This is a genomic window from Exiguobacterium sp. BG5(2022), from assembly GCF_031844365.1.
GTDB classification, from domain to species: domain Bacteria; phylum Bacillota; class Bacilli; order Exiguobacteriales; family Exiguobacteriaceae; genus Exiguobacterium; species Exiguobacterium profundum.
In genome coordinates this window covers 301581-325954 of record NZ_JAUZVB010000002.1, presented here as the reverse complement: position 1 = coordinate 325954, position 24374 = coordinate 301581, and the positions used below count along the sequence as shown (strand labels likewise).

Here is a 24374-nt window from a genome sequence, read left to right as displayed (position 1 = left end):
CCCTATACAGTCTACTGTCTTAATCTACCCAAACCGAAGAAAAATAATCTTCCGTGCATGATGTATAATGAATTAGAATGAGATGGATAGCCATCATTTTCATTACGAGAGAGGAGCATCTCCCATGCGCGCATTGATTGTTATTGATTATACATTTGATTTTATCGCAGACAGTGGTCGTTTGACTTGTGGGAAACCCGGGCAAGAGATTGAAGAACGGATCGTCGAATTGATCGGGACATTCGCAACGGATGACTATGTCGTCATCGCGAACGACGTCCATGATGCAGGTGACACGTTCCACCCTGAAACGACGTTGTTCCCACCGCACAATATCCGCGGGACAGAGGGCCGTGAGTTGTACGGTTCTGTGAAGGAAGCTGCGAAACAGGCAGACCACTGGATTGATAAGACACGTTATAGTGCCTTTGCCGGAACTGACCTTGACCTGCGTCTTCGGGAACGCGGAATCACAGAAGTTCATCTCGTCGGTGTCTGCACGGATATTTGTGTACTCCATACAGCCGTAGATGCCTACAACCTCGGTTATCAAATCGTCGTCCATGCCGATGCCGTTCAAAGCTTCAACCCGGTCGGCCATGAATGGGCGCTCGAACATTTCGTCACAACACTCGGTGCGACAGTCGTCGGAAAGTGACGTAAAACAGAAAGGAAATCATATGTTACATCGTAATTTAGCCCTTCACACAGATCTTTATCTTCCACGTTGGATGTATATTTACTGGAAGCAAGGTCGCCATAATGAAAAGGTCGTCTTCGACCTTTACTATCGCTCGAATCCATTTAGTGGTGGTTATGTCGTCTTCGCCGGACTCGAGAATATCGTTCACTACTTAGAGAACGTCTCCTTTACGGAGGCGGACATCACCTATTTGAAAGAGCAACTCGGATTCGAAGATGAATTCGAAGACGTCTTACGGAACTTTAAGTTCACTGGTTCACTATATAGTGTTCGCGAAGGAGAAGTCATCTTCCCACATGAACAAGTCGTTCGGATTGAATCGACCATCTTTGAAGCGAAACTGTTCCAAACGGCGCTACTCAATATCGCGAACCATGAATCACTCATCGCCACGAAGTATGCCCGGATTCGTCAGGCTGCTCCGAACGAGACACTCCTTGAAGGAGGAGCTCGTCGCGCGCAAGGTGTCGATGCGGCTTACTACGGAACACGTGCGGCTTACATCGCTGGTTTTGATGTGACAAGTCTCGTGTCAGCCGGTCGTGACTTTGATGTCCCGACAGGAGGAACGATGGAGCATGCTGATATTCAGTTCCATGATGATGAATTGAGCGCATTCCGTTCATTCGCTGAAATGTATCCGGACAACACGAGCCTTCTCATCGACACGTATGACACACTCAAGTCTGGTCTGCCGAATGCGATTACGGTCGCAAAAGAACTCGAGGCGAAGGGCCATCGTCTCAAGTCAGTACGACTCGACTCTGGAGACCTCGCCTACTTGTCGAAGCGTGCCCGGAAAGCGTTGAATGAAGCAGGGCTCGACTACGTCAAAATCGTCGTCTCTGGGGATTTGGATGAGTATGTCATCCAGGACTTACGGATGCAAGGCGCAGAGGCCGATACGTTCCTCGTTGGGACACGTGGCATCACGGCTTACGAGCAGCCGGCACTCGGTATGGTCTATAAACTCGTCGCGCGTGAGGATGAATCCGGGGAATTAAAACCGGTCATCAAAGTATCTTCTTCTAAGGTGAAGACGACGACTCCTCACAAGAAAGAGTTGTATCGCATCATCGACAACGAAACGAAAAAGTTCAAAGGCGACTATATCGCCCTCGCCGATGAACCGGTCGAATCTTACACCGAGATCGACTTGATTGACGTCCGTGACCCGGCCTTCAAGATCAAGACACGTAACTTCAACGTGAAACGCTTGTTGCAACCAATCTTCCTTGATGGGAAACGCGTATACGACCTTCCAAGCACAAGTGAGATTCGTGCATATCATCACGAGCAGATGAACGGATTGTGGGAAGAGTACAAGCGTCTCCGTTTACCGGAAGTGTATTCGGTGACGTTCAGCAAGCCACTATGGGATTTAAAACTCGATATGATTCGCAAAACGCGGGTACCAAAATAAAAAAAACGGCTGTGGTGCATACCCACAGCCGTTTTTTTATACCATCGTCATCTCGCCTGCTTGGCTTTGATCTTCTTTTCTCCGAAAGTAAAGCGCCATCGACAAAGAGAGCAATATCAAGACAAAATAGACGGTCCGTTGCCAAAACGTCGCTTCGGTGTCTCCTTGGAACAACGCAATGATATAATCGCTCCCACTGACTAAAAACAATCCGGCAAGCAAGAGAAAGATCCGATAGCCGGCCCGACTCCGCTCCCGTTTCACTTTGAAGAAAAGGACACCATAATAGACGATTGCGAGAATCGTCACATACCCGATTACGCCAACAACCCAACTCATCTTGATGCCTCCCTCACTCTCTATTTTTCTGTTTCTTCCCCGTTATCTTAACACATTCTATTCCTCAGACTGTGTTAAGATGGTCTAAAGAAAACGCGGAAAGGAACGATCCTATGAAAACGTTTCGCCTCGTCCAAGTCCGACTCGTCCAAGACGAATACGGCAATGAACTGAATTTACCAATCGATTTACTCGATGGTTTAATCATCTCGAAGGAGCACGATTCAGAATGGCTCCTCGAAATGCTCGTGCCGACCGAGTCGGCTGTCACGCTCCATCATTACTTAAACAAACGCATCCTCATCCTCGCTGAAGCCGTCATCACGTCGCCAACGAACGCCCCGGCTGCACTCGCTTTGACGTTCACGAGCGAGCGGGCCTTGAACGACCATCATACGTTCGTCGCTGAAGGACTCATGTTGATGCCGAAACAAGACGCGACGAAGCAAGTACTCGATTCGTTGATTCAAGATGGCGTCGCCACTTCGAATTTAAAGCCCGCCTTCTTCGAGAAAAAAGTCGAAATGCAACAATCGTTCAGTCGCTCCGCTTTCAATCAATTGGTCAAAACCGGGTCATTCGAATAATCGGATGACCTGTTTTTCTTTCCCCAAAACCATTCACCTTTCAAACTAAAAAGACGGAGAAACATCTCCGCCTCACACGTAGATAAAGAATAGGATGATCATCATCGTCATCCCGATCACTTTTAAGAGCGTGCTGCCGAGAAAGGCGAGAACGGTGCCGACGCCGATGCTCCACGCTTCACGTGTCGTCTTCCCGAGTGTCAACTCCGCCAAGAAAGCGAAGATGAACGGAAAAATCAAAACCCCGACGAGCGGGAAAATAAACGGTCCCGCAATCAAGCCGATTGTCGCACCCCATTTCGCTCGCTCCGAACCACCCCGTTTATCCACCGTAGCCCGGGTGACGACATAGTCGACGCCGAATAAGAAGACGAGGAAGACCGATTGCCATACCCAGAATGTCCAGGTCAATGGTTCAAACGAAAAACCGAATCCATAAATCATGTATCCGATGAACAAGAACAAGACACTCGGGATGACTGGATAGATGAGTCCTGCAAAAGCGACCACAAATGATGCGATAATGAATACCCATAGTAAGGTCGTCATGACATTCTCCTCATTTCATAATGGTCGGATCGGTGATATGGTCAGCCACGTTGACCGCCTTCACTTCAAACTGACCTTGTTGATGGATGATATAGTTCGAGCAGGCGTTTCGCATGGCGTGACGGAACGTATATGTCCCATCGATGGCAGAAAGCGCCGCTTTGATTGCATGGGAATGGCAGACGACAACGATGCGCTTCCCTGGATACGTATCCACCAAATGGTTCATTCCTTCTAAGACCCGGCTACGCATCTCGTCTTCTGTTTCGAGACCAGGAATCCGCTCCTGGTCATCTGCTTGGACCGCCTCGTAAATTCCTTTCACGGGTTGCCCGGATGCCGTTCCGAATTCACGTTCAATGAAACGCTCATCTAGCAGAATCGCTTTATGTTCGATGCCACACGCTGTTGCGATTGCTTGTGCGGTGTGAACCGCACGTGACAAGGGACTCGATACGATGACGTCCCACTCCTCTTGACTCAAAAAAGCTGCACTCTCCTCTGCCTGTTGACGTCCGAGTGCATTCAACGGGTTATCTTCACGCCCTTGAATAATTTCTAAACGATTCCAATCGGTCTGACCGTGTCTGACTAAACATAACTCTGTCACTACTTCCACTCCTTACTCTTTCAATCATCCCCCATCGTACCATCTTCACTAAAAATCGCAACGTCATCCGAGACATTCTTCAATAAAACGATTGATTCGGGCCATGAGTTGCTCTTCTTTGATTGGATTATCCGATTGGAGGAAGCTCGCAAGCGAGTGGGTTCCATTTGGAAATGAGATGAGTTGAACGTTCGCACCGACATCACTCGCATGTTCGACGAAGTGAAGCGCTTGGCCGAACGGGACAATCGGATCTTTCTTCCCGTGTAGCAGTAAAATCGGCGGGGCATCGGCGTATAGATGGGAGACCGGGGAGCATTTTACCATCAACTCACGCCATTCCTCGCGGCTTCCTTCATAGAACTTTAAATGGGCGAGCCACGTCTGGATGAATTTGAACAATAAAAAGTTCGTCGGTGGATACAAGGCGATGACCCCTTTGATCGTCGGGAGGTCGTCTCCCAAATCACCTGCAAATTGTCGATAACGGTCGAGCGCAGTGGCAAGCATGAGCGCAGCGCCTGCTGAATCCCCCCAAACGAGCAGTTGACTCGTGTCTAGCGTCAACAGCGATTCATGTTGTTTCAAATAGCACAGTGCATCTGAGACATCAAAAATATTGTCAGGGAAATACACCCCGTCTTCAAATAGACGGTAATCGATGCTGACGACCGCGATCCCTTTCCCCAAAAAGTGGTCAAGCAATGGATGAAACAGGGTCACCATACTCCGATTCCCTCTGACGAACGCTCCCCCATGTGCATATACCGCTACGGGGAACGGCCCTTCTCCAGGAGGGAGATACAAATCAAATTGGAGCGGACGATCGTGAACAATTTTATACGTGTACGTGTGGCGCCGGCGTGTTGTCGGTTGAATCGGCAACTCGGGTTCTTGCCATCTGACAAGGGACCCATACTGACTCCACACGCTAGCCCCGGCTGCCGTCGCCGCAGCAATCGCCGCACCCCCGACAAACCAGGCAGTCTCCTTTCTCATACAATCCACTCCTCGTTCCTTTTTTTAATCATATTCCCGCTTTTTTCAAAAATCTATCCATCAGAAGTCGGACTTGACGTGCTCCGAAGCTCACACTATAATATTACTCGCAGCCATAAAACGTAACAGTTACGATTTAATATTCAGATAACTTGAAAGGTGGAAGATGGAAGATGAAGAAAACTTGGTTAGGCGCAGTCGCAGCCGGTACGCTTTTACTTGGTGCGTGTGGAAATACCGAAGGAGATAACGCATCTGAATCGACAGATGGTCAACTGACCGTCTTCGCTTCAACGTTTGCATTAAAATCATTAGCCGAAGAAATCGGTGGCGACCGCGTCAACGTGGAGATGGTCATTCCACCTGGGGCTGATCCGCATACGTATGAGCCAACTTCAAAGCAAATGACACAAATCGCAGAAGCCGACCTCTTTTTGACGATTGGTCATGACCTTGAACCTTACGTCGAGTCTATGGAGAAGAGTTTAGAGGGTCAGAACGTCGCCTTCGTCAAAACAGCCGAGAACGTGAAGTTACTCGATGCGGCGGATACCGTCCATGTCCATGATGAGGAAGGACATACTGAAGACGACCACGCTCATGAAGAAGAAGGACATTCTGAAGATGAACATGCTCACGAAGAAGACGCACATTCTGAAGACGAACATGCTCACGAAGAAGGAGACGGTCATAGTCACGGTCAATACGATCCCCACGTCTGGCTCGACCCGATGAATGCTGTATCAATGGCAGAAGCGGTCGAAGCCGCATTCAGTGAGGAAGCACCCGACTATAAAGACGAGTTCGCAGAACGGTTAAGCACTTTCAAAGACGAAGCAAACGATCTCGACGCGGAATTGAAGGCAGCCGTCGAGAACGGTTCAAAATCCGAGTTACTCGTGACGCATGCCGCATATGGTTATTTGGCTGAACGTTACGGATTTGACCAATTACCAATCGCGGGACTTACACCGTCTGAAGAGCCGTCACAACAAGCTCTCAAGCGGATCATCGAGGAAGCCCGTCTCCACGACTTGAACTATATCGCATTCGAAGACACGGTCACACCAAAAGTGGCCGAAGTCGTGAAACAAGAGATCGGTGCAGAGAGCGTGACGATCTACAACTTGGAATCGATCACGAAAGAACAGATGGATAAGAGCTACTTCGACTTGATGCGTGAAAACGTCAAGGCACTTGAGACAGCGTTGAAATAATCAAAATCCCGAAGCGAGGTGACTCGTTTCGGGATTTTTTTCATGCATCTATTTGATGATCTAACGTCTTCAGTGTGACGAGAAGTAGGAGGAGTAGCGATACGATGACGCTCATCATCCAGAAATCCCCGTCCATGAAGAATAAAGTCGTCCACTCCCCTGTACTCAATCCCAACCACGCTTGACTGACACCAACGCCTATCAGTGCGATTGCAACAAAACGAATCCATGTCATTTTTGGAACGAACCGCTTGCTGACCAAATAACTATTCAATACTAAAAGACCAACATATACGATGAGAAGGACGTTCCAAGCCGTGTCAAATGAAACAGATGCCACCCCGACCGTGACAGCATACCCCCATGTCACCAAGAATACAGCGAATGAGATAAGTGTGATGCGATAAAGCGACTTGAACCCCGTTTGATACGCAAGAAACGGATTGGTGAGTAGCCCGAGCCAGATGAGTGTGCCGAACACATCCATGAGCAAATCCCCTTTATACCATTTATTAACAGTATACCATGGGAATTCACTTTCATTCATAATAAATCAAGACGAGTTCTTCCTGGGACGAAGCGATCTCACAAAACTGTTGCAACCGGGTCCAATCTTCCCAAATCATCTCGAATTCATCTTTTGCAACGAATGCCATGTCTTTCACATCATCTCGCCCGAACGCATGCAACGTATCTTTGACGATATGAAGTAACTGCGGGGTCAAGATACCGACCACGACCGCCTGCGCCTCATTGACAATCAACTCTTCGCCGACGAGCGCCATTTCCATGTTATACGTGTCGGCCCCGTCAATATATACCTCGATTTGACTAAGTACGCGTTGAAACGGTTCCACATTCGGAAGCGTCAGCGTATCGTCCCGATCCCGATATTGCTCATGCATATGAATCAACCAGTCTAAAATCATCTCCGGATCCTGATTAAATGACACCCAAACTTCTGGGGAAACACGTACATAATGCGTCGTCTCCATACATGAACGCCCCCTTTTTATGACATTACCCGTCTTATATATGTAAAAAAACCGCCTACTTGAATTCGTAGACGGTTCCTTATATCAAGAACGACTTGTTCCTGTTTGTTGTTCCTCTGTTTCGCTTTCCCAAGCTTCGATGTATTCACGACCAGGAAGATTTTCAACCGAGTCGACATAGAAAACTGGGTCTTCTCCTTCGCGTCGCTGTGCCAAGTAGTCATCGAGAACGGCGCGAGCCACTTTCGCCAAGCGGAAGATGGCATATAAGTTCACGAGTGCCATGAGACCCATGAACACGTCAGCAATCGACCAAACAAGGCCGGCAGAGCGGACCGCACCAAACAAGACCATGCCGACAACACCGATGCGATAGAGCGTGACATAGATTTTCTTATCCGAGATGAACTGGATGTTCGTCTCACCGTAGTAATAGTTTCCAAGAATCGAACTGAACGCAAATAGGAAAATCGCAATCGTCAAGAACGATGTAGCGACCGAACCGATTTCTGCTGTCAACGCGGCTTGCGTCAATTCGACACCCGCAAACGACTCTGAACCGGCTACGCCTGAAATCAAGATAATCATCGCTGTCGATGTACAAACGAGCAATGTATCGACAAATACGCTAAACGATTGAATCAATCCTTGTTTGACAGGGTGCGATACTTCCGCTGTCGCAGCGGCGTTCGGTGCAGAACCCATACCCGCTTCGTTCGAGAAGAGACCTCGACGAATCCCTTGAAGTACCATGGCGCCAATCGCCCCTCCGAAGAGTTGCTCAATTCCGAGGACTCCTTCTGAGAAGATGAGGCTGAAGACGTCTGGTAGAAGGGAAACGTTCGTCACCATAATCCAAATCGCGAGTAAGATGTAGCCACCTGCCATGACCGGTACGATGATACTCGACAAGAGTGCGATCGATTGGATCCCACCGAAGACGACAATGGCCGTCACAATCGCAAGGACAATCCCGACGACTGTTGTGCTGATCCCGAACTGGTTACTCACAGAGAGTGAGATCGTATTCGACTGTACCGAGTTGAACGCGAATCCGAATGAGAACGTGATTAAAATCGCGAACAAGACACCTAGCCAACGTTGGCCGAGCGCACGCTCCATATAGTAGGCAGGTCCCCCACGCCATGTGCGTCCATCACGAATCTTGTACACTTGTGCCAACGTACTTTCGACGAATGCAGATGCTGCCCCAATCAACGCAATGAGCCACATCCAGAAAACTGCTCCTGGGCCACCTAGCGCAATCGCTGTCGCCACACCGGCAATGTTTCCTGTCCCTACACGAGCTGCCGTTCCGATTGCGAAAGCTTGGAACGAAGACACTTGGCCTTTTTCACGTGCTGTGCCCTCTTTGAACAAGAGGCGGAACATTTCAGGAATCATGCGGAACTGAACGAAGCCCATACGAACTGTAAAATAAAGACCTAAAGCAACAAGTACAACGATGAGCACTTGCGACCACAACAAATCGTTCGCTTGCGAAACGAGTTTCTCTACCAATTTCTCCATACTAATCCTCCATCATTCTAAAAATCTCAACAGAAAAAGTCATGTCAACTTTCTTAACATGACTTGAATTATAGGTAAATTATACGAAAATTGCAATATTAATTCGTTTTTTCAACATCATCTCGGTTCTTTCTAAAAGCAAAAAAACGAGCCGGAGAGCGCATCGCAATCCGACTCGTTCTATATTTCATTTAGATAAAGAGGTTTAAATTTCCGCCTTCTGCTGCGCCGAGATAAGCCGCCACACCACCAAGGTCGACCCCGTCAATCAACTCTTCTTCTTTGATGCCCATGACATCCATTGACATCGTGCAAGCTACCATTTTCACGCCTGCTTCTTGCGCTGACTTGATCATTTCTTCGACAGAAGGAACGTTCTTATCGCTCATGACTTTCTTCATCATTTTTTGACCAACACCACCGAAGTTCATGTTCGAAAGTGGCAATTCGCCTGCATGTCCTGGCATCATCATGCCGAACATTTTCTCAAGACCTTGCTTTTTCACTTCCGGCGCGTCCGGTTTGCGGATGACATTGAGTCCCCAGAATGTGAAGAACATCGTCACTTCTTTCCCCATCGCGGCAGCACCTTGCGCAATGATGAGGGATGCGAGTGCGCGGTCGAGGTCTCCGCTGAAGACGACCATTGATGCACCGTCTCCTGCTGATGCGCCTGCTTGTGGTGCAGCCGGACCTTGTCCTTTTTGAAGGATGGCTTCAACGCGTCCGTTAACGAATTGTTTCGAGACGAGTTTGTTGCCTGTCTTCTTCGCCCATGCTTCGATATCTGCGAAGAATCCTGGGTCACTTGCGAGAACGCGGAGCGTTTCGCCTTCCCCGAGTTCTGCGACTTTCTTATTTACTTCTAAAATAGGTCCCGGGCATTGTAGACCACATGTGTCTAACATGACCGCTTCCCCGATTGGTGCATTTGTCATTTGTGTTGGCTCCTCTTCTACAACGGTAGCCGCTGTTTCATTTGATGTGTTCGCTTCTTCAAGCGCCTCGAAATCACGATTGATTTGCGACCACGTCTTGTAGCCACCGCTCAAGTTTTTCACCTTGAAGCCGTTTTGACGTAAGATGCGTGATGCGAGATAGCCACGAAGACCGACTTGGCACGTCACGTAAATCGTTTCATTCCGGTCGTAGTTGTCCAAGTTTTCTCGTAATGAGTTGAGTGGCACATTGATTGATCCTGGAATCTTTCCGAGTTCATGCTCCGATTCATCGCGAACGTCTAGTAACGTCGCTCCATTTTCCACGAGCTCATCGATTTCATCCCAATGTACGACTTCATTGTCACCGAGGACGACGTTCGACGCGACATACCCGATCATATTGACCGGATCTTTCGCAGAACTGAACGGTGGTGCATAACTGAGCTCAAGGTCAGGTAGATCGAGGACCGTCAAACCACCCTTCATAGCTGTCGCAATGACGTCGATGCGTTTATCGACTCCATTGATTCCGACACCTTGCGCACCATAGATTTCACCCGTTGTCGGGTGGAACAAGAGTTTAAGCGACACAGGTGTCGATCCTGGATAATAACCAGCATGCGAACCTGGATGTACGTGAACAGCCTCATACGTCTTGCCAGCCGCCTTCAACCGTTTTTCATTCCATCCTGTCGATGCGACCGTCATATCAAATACTTTGGCGATTCCCGTTCCCATCGTTCCATTGTATTTCACGTCACGGCCGTTAATGATATCGGCAACGAGACGGCCTTGACGGTTCGCTGGCCATGCGAGTGGCACGACAGTTGGTTCTTTGAAGACGTAGTCGAGTACTTCGACCGCATCCCCGATCGCGTAAATATTCGGGTCTGATGTGAGCATCTTTTCATTAACGCGAATGGCACCGCGCGTACCTGTTTCAAGGCCTGCTTCACGCGCAATCGTCGATTCCGGTGTAACACCGATCGACATGATGACCATATCTGTATCGATGACACGACCGCTTGTCAAATGAACTTTCTTTCCTTGCTCTGAGAACGAAGAAACGCCATCAGACAATTGAAGCTCGACGCCATGCAAGCGCATGTGTTCATGAATTGGCGCCACCATCTCACGGTCAAGTGGCGTCATGACTTGGTCTGCCATCTCAACGAGCGTCACCTCAACACCACGCTCACGTAAGTTTTCTGCCATCTCAATCCCGATAAAGCCTCCACCAATCACGGTCGCATGCTTCGGCGCCTTGTCATCGACGTAGCCACGGATTTTATCTGTGTCCGGAATGTTGCGAAGCGTGAAAATATCTTCTGCCTCGTCGATTCCAGGGATGTTTGGACGAATCGGTTTCGCTCCCGGAGAAAGAATGAGAACGTCGTATGACTCGTCATACGTTTCGCCTGTTTGAACGTGTTTCACCGTCACTGTTTTCTCGTCACGGTTAATTTTAATGACTTCCGTCAAATTGCGGATATCGAGTTGGAAACGCTTGTTCATCCCTTCAACGGTTTGAACAAGGAGTTTTTGACGGTCTTGGATGACATCCCCGATATAGTATGGAAGACCACAGTTCGCGAATGAGATGTACTCCCCACGGTCGAACATGACGATTTGATTCTCTTCATTCAAACGACGGAGTCGTGCAGCTGCAGACGCACCACCTGCTACCCCACCGACGATTACGATTTTTTTACTCATTGTCCATTTCCTCCTCTGACGACTTCTCCTGGCCAACTCATCAAGCCATCTTCTATATTGACCACTTTATAGCCTTTCGCCTCCATTTGCCAAGTCGCTTGCGTGCTACGCGCACCTGAGCGGCAAAGAACGACATATTCTTCAGCTGGATCGAGCGTGTCGATCCACTCTGTCATTTCGGATAACGGATAGTTTTTCGCGCCTTCAATATGTGCTTCTTGAAACTCGTCACGTTCTCGGACGTCGACGATATTTACAGGCACTTCAAAGTCCATTTGACGTTTTAAAGCGGATGCTTTCATCGTTGATCTACCTTTCTTTTTTCAATTCGATTTATACCATTCGGCTTGGTTGCTGGCGTTCAACAAGTTTGTGATTTGTTGAACATTTCGCTTCCACGTCATTAATATACCCCCTTAGGTATTTAATTGCAAGAAATAAGTTTGACGAAATGTCGAATTTTTCAACATCATCCATTTGGATAGTTGATGCTCGACACATACTCCCCCATGTATTAAGATGAGCCTACACAATAAATAGTTGGGTAACTGAACAATTTTTCCTATAGAGGTGAATGATATGGAACCGTATGTATACGATGCAAAAGTATTGAATCGCATGAAACGAGTGGAAGGACAAATTCGTGCCATCATCCGGATGATGGAGGAAGGAAAAGAATGTCGCGATGTCGTGACGCAATTAAGTGCCGCACGTTCCGCACTCGATCGCGCTTCGACTATCATTGTGGCTAAGAACTTGGAACAATGTATCATCACCGCTCAAGCAGATGGCGAAGATACGTCCGAAACGGTGGAAGAAGCCATTAAAATGTTGATGAAACGCTAGTTCCCCTTGCTTTCCCTGTCCAAATGGGAGAAAGTTAGAGTAACGACTTACTAAGGGGGATTTCCTTGTGAACTTCGAAGAAAAAGTAGAATCATTTAGAGCGCTCGCCGCTGAACGCAACATGACGTTCAAAGAGAGCGACACTGAAACGCACGTCACGTTCTTGACGCGTGAAACAACAAAATCCGGGGCTCAGCCCGTTATGATTATCGCTTTTAACAAAAAGACGACAGATGCTGAGTTGTATGCTGCTACCGTCACGCACGTCCCAGATTACGTAGAAGATTTACCGATTCTTAATGCCTTGAACGAGTTCAACCAGGAGTTCAAATACTTCCGTTGTGTACTCGACAGCGATCGCGATGTCACACTCGCCTCGACACTCGACCTCGACCTCGGTTTCTCACCAGAGATCATCTTGCAACACTCATTCATGATGTTCCAAGCGGCCGATGAAGTGAACGAGTACATGCAAAAACTCTACACACAAGTACAATAATCAAAAGCCGTCCGGAAATGTTTCCGAGACGGCTTTTTTTGAAACATCTGATCGCCCCCGCTCGTATGATTGGACAAGGAGGCGATTCGACATGACACGATATGAACGATATGTAGAAGCACTAGAGGCCATCAAGACGGCAACAAAGTGGGAACTGACAGATGATTTCCGACGCTTGATGGCCGTTCATTACGCAATTCACGACACCCCGTTCGAGGCATCTCGATTTTCGAACGCACGCGATGTATTAAAACAAAAAACGAAGATGTTCTCGAAGTTTCGAGGCAGTCAAAACCTCGTCTGGCTCTCGTTTCTCGACGCCAAGTATGAGGACATCGGAACCGCAATCGACGAGGCGCTCCGTCTCGATACGTTACTCGACCGGAAACACTTCCGCTTCAGTTCACTACGTCCCTTTTTAGCGAATCAACTGATCAATGTCGAGGAACCCGACCGTCGGCTCGATGAGGCGACCGAACTATATCAAACGTTCAAACGACATCACCCTTGGTTGACAAGCGAGGAAGACTTATTATCGGCGCTCGTGCTCGTGCAAGCGTTTGACGATATCATTGATTTGAACGAACGCATCGAGCAACATTATGCATTATTGAAGGGACGGCTCCCGAAGTCAAACGAACTGCAACTCGTCTCGCACCTTTTGACGTTCAGCGAGTCCTCACCCGAAGAAGCAGTCTCTCGATTGCTCACATGGAAGTCTCAATTAGATGAAGTGCACATCTCGATTCGTCGCGAACACTTACCCGCACTCGCACTACTTAGCATTGTCACGGAACCGAATACGAGCGCGATTCATGCTATTCAGGAAATCGTAGGGGCCGAAAAAGACAAGCAGCGTTGGTTCAACACACATAGCGTGCTCATCGCACTTCAACTTGTAGCGGCCGAACGCATAACAAACGAGGCTAGCGACTTATTGCTCCACGGTACGTTTGCCCACTTATTGGCGATGCAACAAGCGGCGACCGCTGCCACGACTGCCGCCGTTATCGCTAGTACCTCATCAACCACAAATTAAATTAAGAGATTCATCGTGAGACACACCAGTACAAATACAGAGTTTGCGATTTCGACAATCCCAATCTTCATGATTGGGATTTTTTTGCCGTAGAACCAAATAGCACGAATCAAACTCGGGGCATATGCTAAAGCGAGCAGCGGATAACCGAGCGCAATGAACACGACGATTAACAGCATATGATACCCCCACGAAAGGTTACGATACGCGATGCTCTTCTTTTCCCGAATCATCGTCTTGACGAAAAAGATACTTCCGAGGAAATAGAGGTATGGCAAAACGAATACCCATGCAATTGTTTCATCCACGACGTGTGCTCCGTGGTAATAACTCGCCATTCCTCCAATACAGAATGAAGTGACGGCACTGACGTCATTCCATACGTTTCGCTCATCTTTGATTTTGGCAAAATAGGCGTTTGCGAGACCGAATGGAATCATTGCAAAAGCGAACCAGATGAGACTCCATTGCATCCATAAGACTGGGATGATGGATAGTGTAGCAATCATCAGATAGATGATCACGGTGCGTAAAAGCTCACGCGATTTCTTTCGTTGCTTGATGTATTGGAATAAGAAGAATGTCCCCATATAGACAAACAACCATGCAATAGCAAAAGGCACATGTGTCCACACCCATCCCCCGACTGTCCCTCCAAGAACGAACGGTAAAATGAGCATCGACCATGCCCCATGCTGTGTTGGAATCATCCATTTCATCAACCATCACTCCTTCCTCCACTAGTGTAATGGATGGTGAGAGCATGCGCTGTGAGATTTACCACAAAAAGCGAAAAAGAAAACAGGCTGCGCCAGCCACCTATTTCATCACATAGCTTGTTTCTTATTTTTCGCATAGTTCGTTATGAACATGATTCCAATGACAGATAGCGTCAGCATTGCCAGACTGTTCACAATCGTTTTGAGCGTGTGCAGTCCTTCAAGGTTATTCATTACCATCACTGCCATAAGTAATGCGAGGATACTCAAGTTTACGATGTTACGGTTCATCTTCTCACCACCAGAAATTCAATCTATAGTTCATTGTACCACTCTCGATTTGTTAACAGTAATTTTTTTCCATTGGGATTCAAGCCAACCTAACTCGCTCTCACTCTTCATAAAAAAACGATCTCATGCGAGATCGTTTTTTGGTGTCCAATTTGGTGCGACGGGTGTCGCTTTCGGTTCGTCGACGACGAGCATCTTTGTGACGACCCTTCCGGCAATCGATACTGCGATGAGAGTATACAATGCGTTCGATAATGGTAAATAGATGAGTGAAATCCCAAGGACGATCACATCAAAAATAATCAGAATCGTACCGACCGACACACCTGTCCATTTCGATAAGCCAAGAGCGAATAAGTCATCGCCCCCGGTAGCCCCGCCTGACTTCAAGACAAGACCGAGACCATATCCGGTCACAATCCCACTCGCGATGGCCGCAAACAATGTTGCCGGCCATACTTGAATATCAAACGTGAGCAAGTCGAGACGGTCCCACATCGCATAACTAAGCGACAAGGACGAAGCGGCTAGTACCGCTTGCCCGACAAAACGCCATCCTCTCCACCACAAAGCGACGATAAAAAATGGGATGTCGAGCACGATCATCGAAATCGCCGGGTCGATATCAAATAAATAACGACCGAGTAGCGATAATCCGACGAACCCGCCTTCCGCCAAACCAAACTGTTCATTCAAATAATAATAACCGAACGCCATGATCAGCGTTCCGAGCACTATGGTAGCAACTCGTTTCATTCCGATTGTCCTCCCCGTTCTTGACGGAGAGGAGGATCCTCAGTCGTAGCTGCGGTTCCATCTGTTCCATCTCCGATCTTCCGTTTGTTGATTGATACACGTGTAAGCGATCAGTCAACGCTAGAAGTCCGGAAGTTGGAACAGAGGCCATGTCCTCTCGGTATCCATAAAGACCTTCCTTTCTCAAATTGCGCGTAATCTTGTACGTAGTTTACCACACATTTTGATTCAGTTCATGAATTTTACCTTTAGTGCATGTTACGTTTCGGTAAATCTTTCTTTCCGAACCACCACCAGTTCCAATCCCCGAACAGTTTCATGAGAGACGGAACGAGCAGGATCCGGATGATGGTCGCATCAATGAAGATGGCGAGCGCAATCCCCACGCCGAGCTGTTTGATCGGGCTCACACCCGTGAAGGCGAACGCACCCGTCACGACGATCATAATGATGGCGGCTGAAGTGATGATTTTACTCGTCTTCGCAAGCCCCATCTCCGTCGCATAGTCATTGTCGCCCGTCTCGCGGTAATATTCCTCGATTCGCGAAACGAGAAATACCTCATAGTCCATCGACAATCCAAAGACGAGTGAGAAGATGAACACCGGTGTCAAAATACTGATTGTTTCTGCATCGTACACATAACCTGATTCAAAAATGATGACGAGTAAACCGAACGTCGCCCCAAGACCAAGCACGTTCATAAGAATCGCCTTGATTGGAATCAAGATGGATCGGAACGCCCACATGAGGATGAAGAAGGTTGCCAAGATGACGGTGATGACCGCATAGGGAATGCTGTCATAAATCTCATCATAAATCTCTTCATTGAAGGCTGCCGGTCCGCCGACTTCAAACCCTTTGTCTCGCCAATCGCGTACGAATGCTTGCGCTTCTTTGTCGCTCGGAGGTACATCGAAGCTGACATTCACGAGCGCCAAATCTGTATTCCCATCAAGGGTCACAAGTCGCTCAAGTGGGGCGAGTTGTTCTGGCGCCGCTTCGGCGAGTTGCGTAAACGTCTCAGGCGTCAATCCGGATGTCGTTAAGAAAGTCGAGACATTATCGACAATATCGACCTCGTTTAACTCATCTGTGAGACTCGTCAATTCCTCTAAAATCATCGGATCGGTCAAATCGTTCGCTTCAAACAGAAGGACCGCATCGGTCGAGTTATCCCCAAACACATCGTCCCATCGTTCGAGTGCCGCTCGTGATTCATATGAGGTAGGGAGCGCATCGGCGTCCGGAATGTTCAACTCTAGGTCGCGCACGAACCAAAGACTCGGGAGCAGGATCAACAAAGCAATGAGCGTCATCGTCACCGGACGCCTCATCACGAAGCGAGCAAGTTTTTGCCAGCGCTTTTCAGATTTCGTCTCATCTGTCTTGATGATTCGTCCTTTATTCAAGGCGTCACCGACTAAGTAAAGCGACGACGGCAACAAGGTCAGTGCAGATAGCACGGCCCCCGCGACGGCAATGAGGGCACCGAGGGCGACCGCCTGAAAGACATCTACTTGAATAAATAGGAGTCCGGCTAATCCGACAAAGACACATAGACCTGAAAAGAGAATCGAGCGTCCCGCCGTCGCTACCGTCCGGACAATCGCCTCTTCTCTCGATTGCCCGCGCGTTAACTCTTCCCGATACCGATTGACGAGTAACAGTGAAAAATCAATCCCAAGCGCAATCGCAATCATGGCGACGGCATTGAGAACAAAGATAGATAATTCCATGTTTTGTGCAAAAAAGAATAGCGATCCCGCTGCGACAATAAAGGTAATCAACCCGACGAGTAACGGCATGAGCGCGGCGAGCGGTGTGCCGAAAACAAGCAACAACACGAGAAGCGCGACCGGAATCCCAATCAACTCCGCTCGAATCAAGTCATTTTTCGAAGCTTCGTTTAAGTCATCCGCAAAGACCGGTTCTCCCGTCAAGCGGACTTCGGTATCCGTATCAACGATGAGCGCGTCTCGGACGGCATCGATCGAGGATTCCGCCGCATCATAATCTTCGAATTCCAGCACGAAATAGGATACGTCCCCTGAACGCGCGTCCGGATTCTCCGCCGGAGTAATCACGCCATCAATTGATGGAATTTCCTCAAAACGGTCTTGTTGTTCGTCCATGACCGCCTCCAGATTTCCTCCTTCAAATAAGACGATCATTGAAGCACCTGCTCGATCAAATCGTTCATTCAACTGATCTTCTACCTGTTGGAAACGTCCGTCTTGAATGGCAAATCCGTTTCCTCTCAACTCACCCGGGAGCTGTAGCCCGAAATAAACTGAACCCGCGAGTAAAATCGCCCATATGAGTAATACGCCATACCGAAAACGAACCAACTGCCTACCTAACCATTCCATTGATGTCACTCCTCCCTGTCTATCCATCTACTTCCCGTTTCTCGATTCATTCATCATCACTTCACAAAAAATTCCTGAACCTAGGTTCGGTTCAGGACTCTTGTCGTTCAAAGACTTGAAGCCAGCTATGACAAAATCGAGGTGGTGCGGACAAGACGACGAGTCGATCCCCTCGTTCATCTAACAGCATTACCTTCAATAATTGGGTGTCTGCACACACGCTTGAGCAAAATAATTCTTCCTCTCGATGAAACAGTTGGAACGACTCTGTCGATGTGATCGCCGTCGTTTCTCCCACTTGATCGAGAATGACCGTGTCGCGGTTTCCTTCGTATGGAATGCGCCAGGTTTCTTTCGTCTTCACATTTTCAACTAAAAAATGATGAGTTCGTTCATCGAACAATGTCACACACGTTTCAGGTGTGAATCGTTCAAAATCATACGTCCCTTGATACGCTAGCTCGATGATGTTCCCAAAGACAGGGACTTCTTCATAGCGGCTATATCGAAACGTATGATCATGGAGGTTCAAGGCTACGACATCCGATTCGGCTGAATATAAGAAGATGTCATCGCCTTGCCAATAGTGCAAATTGCTAAACCAGTCTCCGTTGAATCGTTGAGGGATCGCATGCGTCTCCATCTGTCCTCGTTGTAAATCAATGACTCCGTAAAGTCCTTTTTCCTGGAACCATGCCACGGCACGTCTTGCATTCGGCTCCACATATAGGGCGCATGGTGTCCATTTCCAGTCGATCTCCCAGCGAATTTGAGACGACTCGTCAAAGAACAAAAATCCAGTTTGCGCCAAGTACAACATCCAACCTTCACCTACACGTTCTAGCCATTCGATCGTTTGATGAAATTGAAAGTCTGCTGTTTGTTTGTACATTTGATCACTTCCTAGTTTCAGCTTAGCAACGACCGAAACGAAATTCGATTTTGAATGTGTTCATTCAACACATTTTCGATTTTCCTGTATACTGACGGTAAAGACATATCGTTTAGAAAGGAGACCTTCCATGCGTCCATTACAACTATCACCAGAGACCGCAGTTGAACTCGCAAAAAAATTAAACGTCCCCCTCGAGGAACTGATGCATATGCCAAAACACATCCTCGTTCAAAAAATGATGCAACTCGAGGCATCTCAAACAGAGGAAGACACACCAAAGGAGACGGATTAACGTCTCCTTTTTGGTTACTGCTCTTTGCGTTTCCGCTTTCTCGATACATACCAGAGACCACCGATTACAGCGAGGGCCGCACCACCGGCCACAGCGTACTTGCTGTAATCTGGGCGACGTTCGGTTACGACTAGTGTCGAGAGTGGAGCGACCGTCATATGACGGTCCTCGACTTGACGTGGCGCCGTCAGATTAACGGTATGGTCCTCCACGTTCACCTCGAACTTGCCAGATGGAAGTTTGACCTCAACCGCCTCCTCGAGTGCGTTGTGGTAGACGATATGTCGTTCTACATATCCTTCCACATGACGGCTCAATTCAAAGGCAATCACACCCTCTGCTTCATCAAAGAAACGCAAGTGTTTGCGAATCTGTTCCGTGTTTTCGAGTCGGAAGAGCGGATATTGCTTACGCAGACGCAAGAGACCTTTCACATATTCCACACTTGGCGCTTCTTGCTCCGCCCGGTTCCAGTCCATACGGTTGATGACTTCGCCTGAATTGAAGCTATTCTCATCCCCGTCTTTTGTCCGGAAAAATTCCTGTCCACTGTGAAGGAATGGAATCCCTTGACTTAGGAGCACAATCGACGTCGCCAAACGGTGGCGACGGCGACGTGTCGTCTCGTCATCTTCCGGATTCGTCACGGATAACTTGTCCCAAAGCGTCAAATTGTCATGACATTCTACATAGTTGACGACCTGGTTCGGCTCATCAGCGAAACTTTGGCTCGTGATGCCACCAGCAATCCCTCGTTTCACATCTGCTGTCATATCCGTGTTTCCACTCACCCAGCCCGGTAAGTCTTCGATGAAGACGTCTCCTCGGACACCGTCTCGAATCCCATCATTGAATTGGGCGATGCGTGGCATCTTATGCGCATTATGCTGATTCGCTTTTTTACGAACCGGGAGCGGTGTATCCAAATCCCACCCTTCCCCGATGACAAGAATCGATGGGTCGACGCGGTCGAGCGCTTTCCGAATCTGGTTCATCGTTTTGACGTCATGGAGTCCCATCAAATCGAAGCGGAACCCATCAATCATGAATTCTTTCGCCCAGTACGTGACACACTCGACCATGAGCTTACGCATCATCGCACGCTCGGATGCCGTGTCATTCCCACATGCCGAACCATCCGCGAGTGTTCCGTCTTCGTTTAAGCGATAGTAATAGTCCGGGACGAATTGCCCGAGCGGTGTTGTCAACGCATCATACGTGTGGTTGAAGACAACGTCCATGATGACCCGGATGCCTCGATCGTGGAGCGCTTGAATCAGTGCCTTCAATTCGACAATTCGCGTCGCCGGGTCATCTGCCGACGAGGCGTAAGATCCTTCGACCGCAAAGTAATGAACCGGATCGTAACCCCAGTTATAATTGTCTTCCCCTTCACGTGACTCATTCACCGAGCCGTAGTCAAAGAACGGCATTAATTGGAGATGAGTGATTCCAAGCGAGGTAATATAATCGAGTCCGGTCGGGTAACCGCTCGTGGTGGTCGTACCCGTCTCGGTCATCCCTAAGAACTTCCCACGGTGCGTCGCCCCACTCTCTGGGTGACTCGTCAAATCACGGACGTGCGCCTCATAGATGACCGCCTCTTGTGAAGAATTGAATAGCGGACGTTCTTTGATCCAATGGTCCGGGTTCAAAGATGCCGGATCGAGCAGACATCCTCGTTTCCCATTCACTCCGACGACTTTCGCATACGGATCGAGCGACTCTATTTTTTTCCCATCAATCAGCGCTTCAAATACATAAAATTGACCTTCGAATAAGGCACGGTCGAGTTCGATCACCCACGTCCCCTTCTCAGCCGGCTCGAGCTCGAGTCGTTCAAACTTACGGGCACGGGCTGTTCGATACAACTTGACCGACATCTGTTCCGCTACCGGAGACCAAACTCGTAGTCGAATCTGTTCCCCTTTGAACGTCACCCCTAGGTCTTTCCCGTGATAGGCAACGTGATCTAAGTCTGCATGTGTGTGTTGATCCATTGTACGTTCCATCTCTTCACTCCTTCACTGCTTCAAATCTGCTATCATTATAACAAAACCACACAAAGGATGGATGAAACATGGCAAAAGACAATTCTTTCGATATCGTGTCAGAAATGAATCTTGAAGAAGTAAAGAACGCAATCCAAATTGCGGAAAAGGAAATTTTGAACCGTTATGACTTCAAAGGGTCAAAGAGTGAGATGTCCCTCGACAGTGGCGACCTCGTCCTCATCTCGGATGACGACTATAAACTCGAGCAATTAAAAGACGTCTTGATCACGAAATTGATCAAACGCGGTGTCCCGACGAAAAACCTCGACTATCAAAAAGTAGAGAACGCACTCGGCGGCACGGTTCGCCAACGTGTGAAATTGAAAAGCGGCATCGACAAAGACGACGCGAAGAAAATCAACAACGCCATCAAGGAATCAAAACTAAAAGTCAAATCGCAAATCCAGGACGACCAAATTCGCGTGACAGGTAAGTCGCGTGACGATCTTCAAGCCGTCATGCAACTCGTACGTGAACTTGAATTGTCCGTCGATGCCCAATTTACGAACTTCCGATGAAACTCGCCATCATCAGTGACCCGCACGGTTCGTTTGATGATTTAAAGGCCGTCCTGGATGACGTTCGTCGCGAAACCGAGCATATTCTCTGTCTCGGGGACCTCTACGAATGCCATGTTGGCAAAAAACGACGTCACGAGCGCTTTCATCATGTAGAAGACGTCGTGACGTACGACCCAAATTATGAAGCGTTACTCACATTCCCGAGTCTACGAGGCAATCAGGAAGAGCGAATCGACGAGGTGCTCGTAATCGACCATCCTGTGAAAACACGGATTTCGTTATTGCCGGAACAGACGACTCTCGAGGAAGCACGCTTTTTACATGGACATCAAGTGAAGTGGAATAAAGACTGGGAACCGATGGTCGAGAAAGGAAAATACCCACTCGTCTTCATCGGACACAGTCACATCCCCGGGATTTACCGAAAGGGAACCTCTCTGCCGTGGGAACTCGGGACACCGTTCCATTTGAAGAAAAAACGATATGTCATTAACGTCGGCGCCGTCATCTTCGATCGGGAATGGTGTCTATATGACACGGAAGCCCGAACGGTCACGCGGATGAAAGCATGAATACAAAAAAGGACCTCAATTTTTTTGAGGTCCTTTCGTCTGTCTTACATTTCTTCCGGAGCTTCGACACCGAGTAAACGGAGCCCTTCTGTCAATACGAGCGTCACTGCCTTGACGAGAGCGAGACGCGATTGTTTGCTCGCATCTTCTTCTAGGACGCGGACGTGACCGTAGTACTTGTTGAACGCTTGCGCGAGGTCGAGTACATAGCGGCTGATGATTGATGGTTCGCGGCGTTCATGCGCACGCGTGATGACGTGTGGGAACGCATTGAGCATCGTGACGACACCCCATGAGTAGTCATCGTCTGCACCAGTGAATGGTGACCCGTCATAGTTTCCTTTACGAAGGAGTGAGTTCGCACGAGCGTTCGTGTATTGAACGTAAGGTCCTGTCTCCCCTTCGAACTTGAGCATGCTGTCGAGATCGAACTCGATGTTGTTGATGCGTTCGTTTTTCAAATCGTGGAAGACGACCGCGCCGACACCGACCATGCGGGCAACGTCTTGTGCGTTCGCAAGATCCGGGTTCTTCTGCTCGATGTTCGCCTGCGCTTTCTCGATAGCCTCTTTCAAGACTTCCTCAAGAAGAACGATGCGCCCTTTACGTGTCGACATCTTCTTCCCTTCTTGCAAGATCAAGCCGAACGGCACGTGATGCATGCCATCAACAAAGTCATATCCAAGCTTACGAAGGACCGAGAAGAGTTGTTTGAAATGGAGCGCCTGTTCGCCACCGACGACATAGTTCGCTTGAACGAAGTTGTACGTCTCGTAACGATAGATTGCCGCTGCCAAATCACGTGTCGCGTACAACGTCGCGCCATCTTTTTTCTTGATCAAGCAAGGTGGCAAGTTCTCCTCTTCGAGCGAGACGACCATCGCCCCTTCACTTTCCACTAAGAGGTTTTTCGCTTCTAGCATCTCGACGACGCGTCCCATTTTATCGTTATAGAACGCTTCCCCGTTGAAGCTTTCGAATTTCACTCCAAGAAGGTCATATACTTTCTGGAACTCTTTGAGCGACTCGTCACGGAACCACTGCCAAAGCTCTGTCGCTTCCGCATCACCATCTTCAAGCTTTTTGAACCAAGCACGGCCTTCGTCTTCGAGTTCTGGTTGTGTCTTCGCCTCTTCGTGGAAATGGACGTATAATTTCAAGAGTTCTGCGATTGGATTGGCGCGTACCGCTTCCTCATCGCCCCACTTCTTGTAGGCGACCATCAATTTCCCGAACTGAGTGCCCCAGTCCCCAAGGTGGTTGACGCCGACGACGTCATATCCGTTTTTACGTGCGATTTGGTTGATCGCATTCCCAATCACCGTCGAACGCAAGTGACCCATCGAGAACGGCTTCGCAATGTTTGGTGACGAGAAGTCCGTCACAATCGTTTCATTGCGTGCTTCGTGTGTCGCATATTCCGATTTTTCCTCAAGCACGGTGTTGATGATTTCTTTTGATACGACATCACGGCTCAAGAAGACGTTGACGTAAGGTCCCGCCGCCTCCACTTTCGTGAACAATTCATCGTTCAATTCATTTGCGATATCTGTCGCAATCATGACAGGTGCTTTTCGGTAAGCTTTCGCCAATTGGAAACACGGGAACGCGAGGTCACCGTGCGCCTCGTGTTTTGGCTTCTCAATCAATGCTTCAATTTGGTCAATCGTGAGTTCTTCACCGATGACACGGGATAGTGCTTCTGCATATTTGCGTTCATAACTCATCTGTATGTCCTCCTTCTTCAATAACAACTCATAAAAAAAACGCCCTTTGCATAGATGCAAAGAGACGGGAATTCCCGCGGTACCACTCTTCTTGCCTGCATGATGCAGACCGCTTTATGGTGATAACGGTTCCCTCCGGCTATGCCTACTCTCGTTTCGGATAGCATCTCAAAAGTGCGTTT

At 48.5% G+C, this 24374-nt stretch carries 26 protein-coding genes and 1 other annotated feature (1 of these 27 only partly in view); of the genes, 10 read left to right on the top strand and 16 right to left on the bottom strand.

The genetic code is table 11. The features are described 5' to 3' along the window. Positions 1-124 precede the first annotated feature (124 nt). Both Q9R25_RS12020 and Q9R25_RS12015 read left to right on the top strand, forming a co-directional pair. Positions 125-658 (top strand): cysteine hydrolase family protein, encoded by a 534-nt coding sequence (locus Q9R25_RS12020; protein WP_074034877.1) that lies wholly within the window; start codon positions 125-127, stop codon positions 656-658. 22 nt (positions 659-680) lie between these two features. Further along, on the top strand, positions 681-2126 hold the full coding sequence (locus tag Q9R25_RS12015; RefSeq protein ID WP_078146154.1) for a nicotinate phosphoribosyltransferase: 1446 nt from the start codon (positions 681-683) through the stop codon (positions 2124-2126). 36 nt (positions 2127-2162) lie between these two features. On the opposite strand, the gene Q9R25_RS12010 is transcribed toward Q9R25_RS12015, so the two are convergent. After that, positions 2163-2465 (bottom strand): 7TM diverse intracellular signaling domain-containing protein, encoded by a 303-nt coding sequence (locus tag Q9R25_RS12010; protein WP_031424443.1) that lies wholly within the window; start codon positions 2463-2465, stop codon positions 2163-2165. Positions 2466-2578: 113 nt separating this feature from the next. On the opposite strand from Q9R25_RS12010, the gene Q9R25_RS12005 reads away from it, so the two are divergent. Then, complete coding sequence (locus tag Q9R25_RS12005; protein WP_031424441.1) at positions 2579-3052, top strand: YwpF-like family protein; 474 nt, start codon at positions 2579-2581, stop codon at positions 3050-3052. A 72-nt stretch (positions 3053-3124) separates the two neighbouring features. On the opposite strand, the gene Q9R25_RS12000 is transcribed toward Q9R25_RS12005, so the two are convergent. From Q9R25_RS12000 to Q9R25_RS11990, 3 genes are all read right to left on the bottom strand, one after another. Further along, positions 3125-3601 carry a DUF456 domain-containing protein gene (locus Q9R25_RS12000; protein WP_031424439.1) on the bottom strand — a complete coding sequence of 159 codons (477 nt, stop codon included), beginning with the start codon at positions 3599-3601 and terminating at the stop codon, positions 3125-3127. A gap of 10 nt (positions 3602-3611) precedes the next feature. Then, positions 3612-4211, bottom strand: coding sequence for a histidine phosphatase family protein (locus tag Q9R25_RS11995; RefSeq protein WP_159563373.1), 600 nt, complete (start codon positions 4209-4211; stop codon positions 3612-3614). Between the two features lie 63 nt (positions 4212-4274). Continuing rightward, complete coding sequence (locus tag Q9R25_RS11990) at positions 4275-5210, bottom strand: alpha/beta hydrolase (RefSeq protein ID WP_311283207.1); 936 nt, start codon at positions 5208-5210, stop codon at positions 4275-4277. A gap of 173 nt (positions 5211-5383) precedes the next feature. Between Q9R25_RS11990 and Q9R25_RS11985 the strand changes: the two genes are divergently transcribed. Beyond that, positions 5384-6427 carry a metal ABC transporter solute-binding protein, Zn/Mn family gene (locus tag Q9R25_RS11985; protein WP_311283206.1) on the top strand — a complete coding sequence of 348 codons (1044 nt, stop codon included), beginning with the start codon at positions 5384-5386 and terminating at the stop codon, positions 6425-6427. A 40-nt stretch (positions 6428-6467) separates the two neighbouring features. On the opposite strand, the gene Q9R25_RS11980 is transcribed toward Q9R25_RS11985, so the two are convergent. The 5 genes from Q9R25_RS11980 to Q9R25_RS11960 all read right to left on the bottom strand — a co-directional run bounded on the left by Q9R25_RS11980 (position 6468) and on the right by Q9R25_RS11960 (position 11911). Beyond that, complete coding sequence (locus tag Q9R25_RS11980) at positions 6468-6914, bottom strand: hypothetical protein (protein WP_311283205.1); 447 nt, start codon at positions 6912-6914, stop codon at positions 6468-6470. A gap of 52 nt (positions 6915-6966) precedes the next feature. Next, positions 6967-7422, bottom strand: coding sequence for a hypothetical protein (locus tag Q9R25_RS11975; protein WP_031424431.1), 456 nt, complete (start codon positions 7420-7422; stop codon positions 6967-6969). An 84-nt stretch (positions 7423-7506) separates the two neighbouring features. Continuing rightward, positions 7507-8952, bottom strand: a complete 1446-nt coding sequence (locus Q9R25_RS11970; RefSeq protein ID WP_159563369.1) for an alanine/glycine:cation symporter family protein — start codon at positions 8950-8952, stop codon at positions 7507-7509. A 191-nt stretch (positions 8953-9143) separates the two neighbouring features. Then, positions 9144-11609 (bottom strand): CoA-disulfide reductase, encoded by a 2466-nt coding sequence (locus Q9R25_RS11965; protein WP_311283204.1) that lies wholly within the window; start codon positions 11607-11609, stop codon positions 9144-9146. Beyond that, positions 11606-11911 carry a rhodanese-like domain-containing protein gene (locus tag Q9R25_RS11960; protein WP_015880530.1) on the bottom strand — a complete coding sequence of 102 codons (306 nt, stop codon included), beginning with the start codon at positions 11909-11911 and terminating at the stop codon, positions 11606-11608. Before Q9R25_RS11960 ends, Q9R25_RS11965 begins: the two co-directional genes overlap by 4 nt. Positions 11912-12188: 277 nt before the next feature. Here Q9R25_RS11960 and Q9R25_RS11955 point away from each other — a divergent pair, with 277 nt between their 5' ends. From Q9R25_RS11955 to Q9R25_RS11945, 3 genes are all read left to right on the top strand, one after another. Then, positions 12189-12455: a metal-sensitive transcriptional regulator gene (locus Q9R25_RS11955; RefSeq protein WP_015880529.1), complete on the top strand. Its 267-nt coding sequence runs from the start codon at positions 12189-12191 to the stop codon at positions 12453-12455. Between the two features lie 67 nt (positions 12456-12522). Continuing rightward, on the top strand, positions 12523-12954 hold the full coding sequence (locus Q9R25_RS11950) for a type III secretion system chaperone family protein (RefSeq protein ID WP_015880528.1): 432 nt from the start codon (positions 12523-12525) through the stop codon (positions 12952-12954). Between the two features lie 91 nt (positions 12955-13045). Next, a complete protein-coding gene (locus tag Q9R25_RS11945) occupies positions 13046-13993 on the top strand; it encodes a DUF4003 domain-containing protein (protein WP_159563367.1) in 948 nt (315 codons plus the stop codon). Here Q9R25_RS11945 and Q9R25_RS11940 read toward each other — a convergent pair. From Q9R25_RS11940 to Q9R25_RS11920, 5 genes are all read right to left on the bottom strand, one after another. Continuing rightward, complete coding sequence (locus Q9R25_RS11940; RefSeq protein ID WP_214691299.1) at positions 13990-14712, bottom strand: YwiC-like family protein; 723 nt, start codon at positions 14710-14712, stop codon at positions 13990-13992. The genes Q9R25_RS11945 and Q9R25_RS11940 overlap by 4 nt on opposite strands. A 108-nt stretch (positions 14713-14820) precedes the next feature. After that, the gene (locus Q9R25_RS11935; protein WP_031424424.1) at positions 14821-15003 is read right to left on the bottom strand and encodes a hypothetical protein; all 183 of its coding nucleotides are present in this window, start codon (positions 15001-15003) and stop codon (positions 14821-14823) included. Positions 15004-15126: 123 nt separating this feature from the next. Next, complete coding sequence (locus Q9R25_RS11930; protein ID WP_031424422.1) at positions 15127-15759, bottom strand: YitT family protein; 633 nt, start codon at positions 15757-15759, stop codon at positions 15127-15129. A gap of 248 nt (positions 15760-16007) precedes the next feature. Further along, a complete protein-coding gene (locus Q9R25_RS11925; protein ID WP_214691300.1) occupies positions 16008-18131 on the bottom strand; it encodes an MMPL family transporter in 2124 nt (707 codons plus the stop codon). A 91-nt stretch (positions 18132-18222) separates the two neighbouring features. After that, positions 18223-19023: a hypothetical protein gene (locus tag Q9R25_RS11920; RefSeq protein ID WP_159563364.1), complete on the bottom strand. Its 801-nt coding sequence runs from the start codon at positions 19021-19023 to the stop codon at positions 18223-18225. A 130-nt stretch (positions 19024-19153) separates the two neighbouring features. On the opposite strand from Q9R25_RS11920, the gene Q9R25_RS11915 reads away from it, so the two are divergent. Next, positions 19154-19318 (top strand): YycC family protein, encoded by a 165-nt coding sequence (locus Q9R25_RS11915; protein ID WP_074034904.1) that lies wholly within the window; start codon positions 19154-19156, stop codon positions 19316-19318. A gap of 14 nt (positions 19319-19332) precedes the next feature. On the opposite strand, the gene pulA is transcribed toward Q9R25_RS11915, so the two are convergent. Continuing rightward, positions 19333-21330, bottom strand: a complete 1998-nt coding sequence (gene pulA / locus Q9R25_RS11910) for a type I pullulanase (RefSeq protein ID WP_214691301.1) — start codon at positions 21328-21330, stop codon at positions 19333-19335. A 68-nt stretch (positions 21331-21398) separates the two neighbouring features. On the opposite strand from pulA, the gene Q9R25_RS11905 reads away from it, so the two are divergent. Then, positions 21399-21890, top strand: coding sequence for a YajQ family cyclic di-GMP-binding protein (locus Q9R25_RS11905; RefSeq protein WP_074034908.1), 492 nt, complete (start codon positions 21399-21401; stop codon positions 21888-21890). Beyond that, positions 21887-22465: a metallophosphoesterase family protein gene (locus Q9R25_RS11900; RefSeq protein ID WP_159563362.1), complete on the top strand. Its 579-nt coding sequence runs from the start codon at positions 21887-21889 to the stop codon at positions 22463-22465. The genes Q9R25_RS11905 and Q9R25_RS11900 overlap by 4 nt, the downstream gene beginning before the upstream one ends. A 44-nt stretch (positions 22466-22509) precedes the next feature. On the opposite strand, the gene argS is transcribed toward Q9R25_RS11900, so the two are convergent. Beyond that, a complete protein-coding gene (gene argS / locus Q9R25_RS11895) occupies positions 22510-24192 on the bottom strand; it encodes an arginine--tRNA ligase (RefSeq protein ID WP_196430356.1) in 1683 nt (560 codons plus the stop codon). A gap of 57 nt (positions 24193-24249) precedes the next feature. Beyond that, positions 24250-24374: a binding site (T-box leader), on the bottom strand; it runs 87 nt beyond the window's last position.

Coding starts and splice junctions, on each gene's coding strand:
- Q9R25_RS12020 (WP_074034877.1), top strand. CDS start 125: ATGCGCGCATTGATTGTTATTGATTATACATTTGATTTTATCGCAGAC.
- Q9R25_RS12015 (WP_078146154.1), top strand. CDS start 681: ATGTTACATCGTAATTTAGCCCTTCACACAGATCTTTATCTTCCACGT.
- Q9R25_RS12010 (WP_031424443.1), bottom strand. CDS start 2,465: ATGAGTTGGGTTGTTGGCGTAATCGGGTATGTGACGATTCTCGCAATC.
- Q9R25_RS12005 (WP_031424441.1), top strand. CDS start 2,579: ATGAAAACGTTTCGCCTCGTCCAAGTCCGACTCGTCCAAGACGAATAC.
- Q9R25_RS12000 (WP_031424439.1), bottom strand. CDS start 3,601: ATGACGACCTTACTATGGGTATTCATTATCGCATCATTTGTGGTCGCT.
- Q9R25_RS11990 (WP_311283207.1), bottom strand. CDS start 5,210: ATGAGAAAGGAGACTGCCTGGTTTGTCGGGGGTGCGGCGATTGCTGCG.
- Q9R25_RS11985 (WP_311283206.1), top strand. CDS start 5,384: ATGAAGAAAACTTGGTTAGGCGCAGTCGCAGCCGGTACGCTTTTACTT.
- Q9R25_RS11980 (WP_311283205.1), bottom strand. CDS start 6,914: ATGGATGTGTTCGGCACACTCATCTGGCTCGGGCTACTCACCAATCCG.
- Q9R25_RS11975 (WP_031424431.1), bottom strand. CDS start 7,422: ATGGAGACGACGCATTATGTACGTGTTTCCCCAGAAGTTTGGGTGTCA.
- Q9R25_RS11970 (WP_159563369.1), bottom strand. CDS start 8,952: ATGGAGAAATTGGTAGAGAAACTCGTTTCGCAAGCGAACGATTTGTTG.
- Q9R25_RS11965 (WP_311283204.1), bottom strand. CDS start 11,609: ATGAGTAAAAAAATCGTAATCGTCGGTGGGGTAGCAGGTGGTGCGTCT.
- Q9R25_RS11960 (WP_015880530.1), bottom strand. CDS start 11,911: ATGAAAGCATCCGCTTTAAAACGTCAAATGGACTTTGAAGTGCCTGTA.
- Q9R25_RS11955 (WP_015880529.1), top strand. CDS start 12,189: ATGGAACCGTATGTATACGATGCAAAAGTATTGAATCGCATGAAACGA.
- Q9R25_RS11945 (WP_159563367.1), top strand. CDS start 13,046: ATGACACGATATGAACGATATGTAGAAGCACTAGAGGCCATCAAGACG.
- Q9R25_RS11940 (WP_214691299.1), bottom strand. CDS start 14,712: ATGAAATGGATGATTCCAACACAGCATGGGGCATGGTCGATGCTCATT.
- Q9R25_RS11935 (WP_031424424.1), bottom strand. CDS start 15,003: ATGAACCGTAACATCGTAAACTTGAGTATCCTCGCATTACTTATGGCA.
- Q9R25_RS11930 (WP_031424422.1), bottom strand. CDS start 15,759: ATGAAACGAGTTGCTACCATAGTGCTCGGAACGCTGATCATGGCGTTC.
- Q9R25_RS11925 (WP_214691300.1), bottom strand. CDS start 18,131: ATGGAATGGTTAGGTAGGCAGTTGGTTCGTTTTCGGTATGGCGTATTA.
- Q9R25_RS11920 (WP_159563364.1), bottom strand. CDS start 19,023: ATGTACAAACAAACAGCAGACTTTCAATTTCATCAAACGATCGAATGG.
- Q9R25_RS11915 (WP_074034904.1), top strand. CDS start 19,154: ATGCGTCCATTACAACTATCACCAGAGACCGCAGTTGAACTCGCAAAA.
- pulA (WP_214691301.1), bottom strand. CDS start 21,330: ATGGAACGTACAATGGATCAACACACACATGCAGACTTAGATCACGTT.
- Q9R25_RS11905 (WP_074034908.1), top strand. CDS start 21,399: ATGGCAAAAGACAATTCTTTCGATATCGTGTCAGAAATGAATCTTGAA.
- Q9R25_RS11900 (WP_159563362.1), top strand. CDS start 21,887: ATGAAACTCGCCATCATCAGTGACCCGCACGGTTCGTTTGATGATTTA.
- argS (WP_196430356.1), bottom strand. CDS start 24,192: ATGAGTTATGAACGCAAATATGCAGAAGCACTATCCCGTGTCATCGGT.